General features: G+C 61.6%; 1 protein-coding gene. It reads right to left on the minus strand.

The window, feature by feature from the left end; translation table 11 throughout:
* Nucleotides 1–1442 (minus strand): KUP/HAK/KT family potassium transporter (locus X743_RS137770; RefSeq protein ID WP_023769478.1); only part of this gene is annotated, 1442 nt, incomplete at its 3' end.
* Nucleotides 1443–1793: the final 351 nt, after the last annotated feature.

Here is a 1793-nt window from a genome sequence, read left to right on the forward strand (position 1 = left end):
TTGCCGGCGAGGAAATCGAGCGGGATCTCGTTGCGGCGGGTCTTGTCGAACAGATAGCGGCTGCCGCGTACCCATGTCCACATGCCCAGCACGATGGTGAAAGCAACCGCTAGCGAAGCCCAGCCGCCCTCGAACACCTTGACGATGTTGGAGGCGAAGAAACCAATATCGATGAAGGCAAACAGGGCCGTCAGGCTGATCGCAACCCAGAGCCGCCATTTCCAGATGCGGGTCATGACGACATAGAGCAGCACCGTCGTCACCAGCATGTTGCCGGTCACCGAGATGCCATAGGCCGAGGCGAGCTTGCTGGACTCGCCGAAGCCGACCACCAGCATCATCACCACCAGCGCCAGCAACAGGTTGACGCGCGGCATGTAGATCTGGCCGGACTGTTTTTCCGATGTATGCAGGATTTCGAGCCGCGGCAGCATATTGAGCTGCACCGCCTGCCGGGTCAGCGAGAAGGCACCCGAGATGACTGCCTGGCTGGCGATGACCGTCGCCGCGGTCGCCAGCACGACCATGGGAATAAGAGCCCAACCCTCGTTCATCTCGAAGAACGGATGGCCGACGACGCCGTTCTTGGCCAGCACGAAGGCGCCCTGCCCGGCATAGTTGAGCAGCAGGCAGGGAAACACGATCGACAGCCAGGCGAGCACGATCGGCTTGCGGCCGAAATGGCCGAGATCGGCGTAGAGCGCCTCGGCGCCAGTGACGGCGAGGAAGATGGCACCGATCGTCACGAAGGCAACGTCGGGCGAATGGATCAGGAAGGCGACGATGTAGTGGGGGCTGATCGCCCACAGGATTTCCGGATCGGCGATGATGTGGTTGAGGCCCGAAAGGCCGATTGCCAGGAACCATACCGCCGTCACCGGACCGAAGACCAGTCCCACGCCGCCCGTGCCGAAACGTTGCACCGCGAATACCATGGCGAGAATGACCAGTGTCAGCGGCACGACATAAGGTTGGAAGGTGGGAGTGACGACATTCATGCCCTCTACCGCCGACAGCACCGAAATCGCCGGCGTGATGACCGCGTCGCCGAAAAACAGCGAGGCGCCGACGATGCCGATGCCCAGGATGACCGCCGAGCGCCTGGGGAAACTGCCGCGCGCCAGTGCCATCAGCGACAGCACGCCGCCCTCGCCGCGATTGTCGGCACGCAGCACGAACATGATGTACTTAATGGTGACGATGATCGTCAGCGACCAGATGATCAGCGACAGCACGCCGAGAATATCGCCGCGTTGGGCAACGCTGCCGTGGGACGATGCCACCAGCGCTTCGCGAAAGGCGTAGATCGGGCTGGTGCCGATGTCCCCATAAACCACACCAAGAGCACCCAGCATCAGCACCTTGGTGCTATGCTGTTCGATCTCCGGATGGCTCGATTGTTTGACGGGTTCTGCCTCACTACCAGCATTGGTAAGGGCCATGGCACGACACTCCGATAAGCGCGCGGTGCTCTACGCTTGCTGCAATGCAATATCAAGTGCCGTTGCGTGATGGCTCCCATGCCGGCAACGCTAGGCTCCTTGGGAAATGGCCTGTAATCCAATGGGTCGCGGGCTGAATTCGTGGCTTCGGGAGCATGGCGAGTGCCCATAAGACCTGCCGTATCAGCCTTAGATAGCGACTTGCGTGCCGATTTCCACGACGCGTCCGGTCGGGATCTGGAAATATTCGGTCGCGTCGGCCGCAGTGCGTGCCAGGCCGATGAACAGCCGGTCCTGCCACACCGGCATGCCGGAATTGGGCGAGGCCTTGAGCGAGCGCCGCGACAGGAA

Origin of the sequence: Mesorhizobium sp. LNHC232B00 (assembly GCF_000502435.1) — a bacterium.
Classification (GTDB): Bacteria; Pseudomonadota; Alphaproteobacteria; order Rhizobiales; family Rhizobiaceae; genus Mesorhizobium; species Mesorhizobium opportunistum.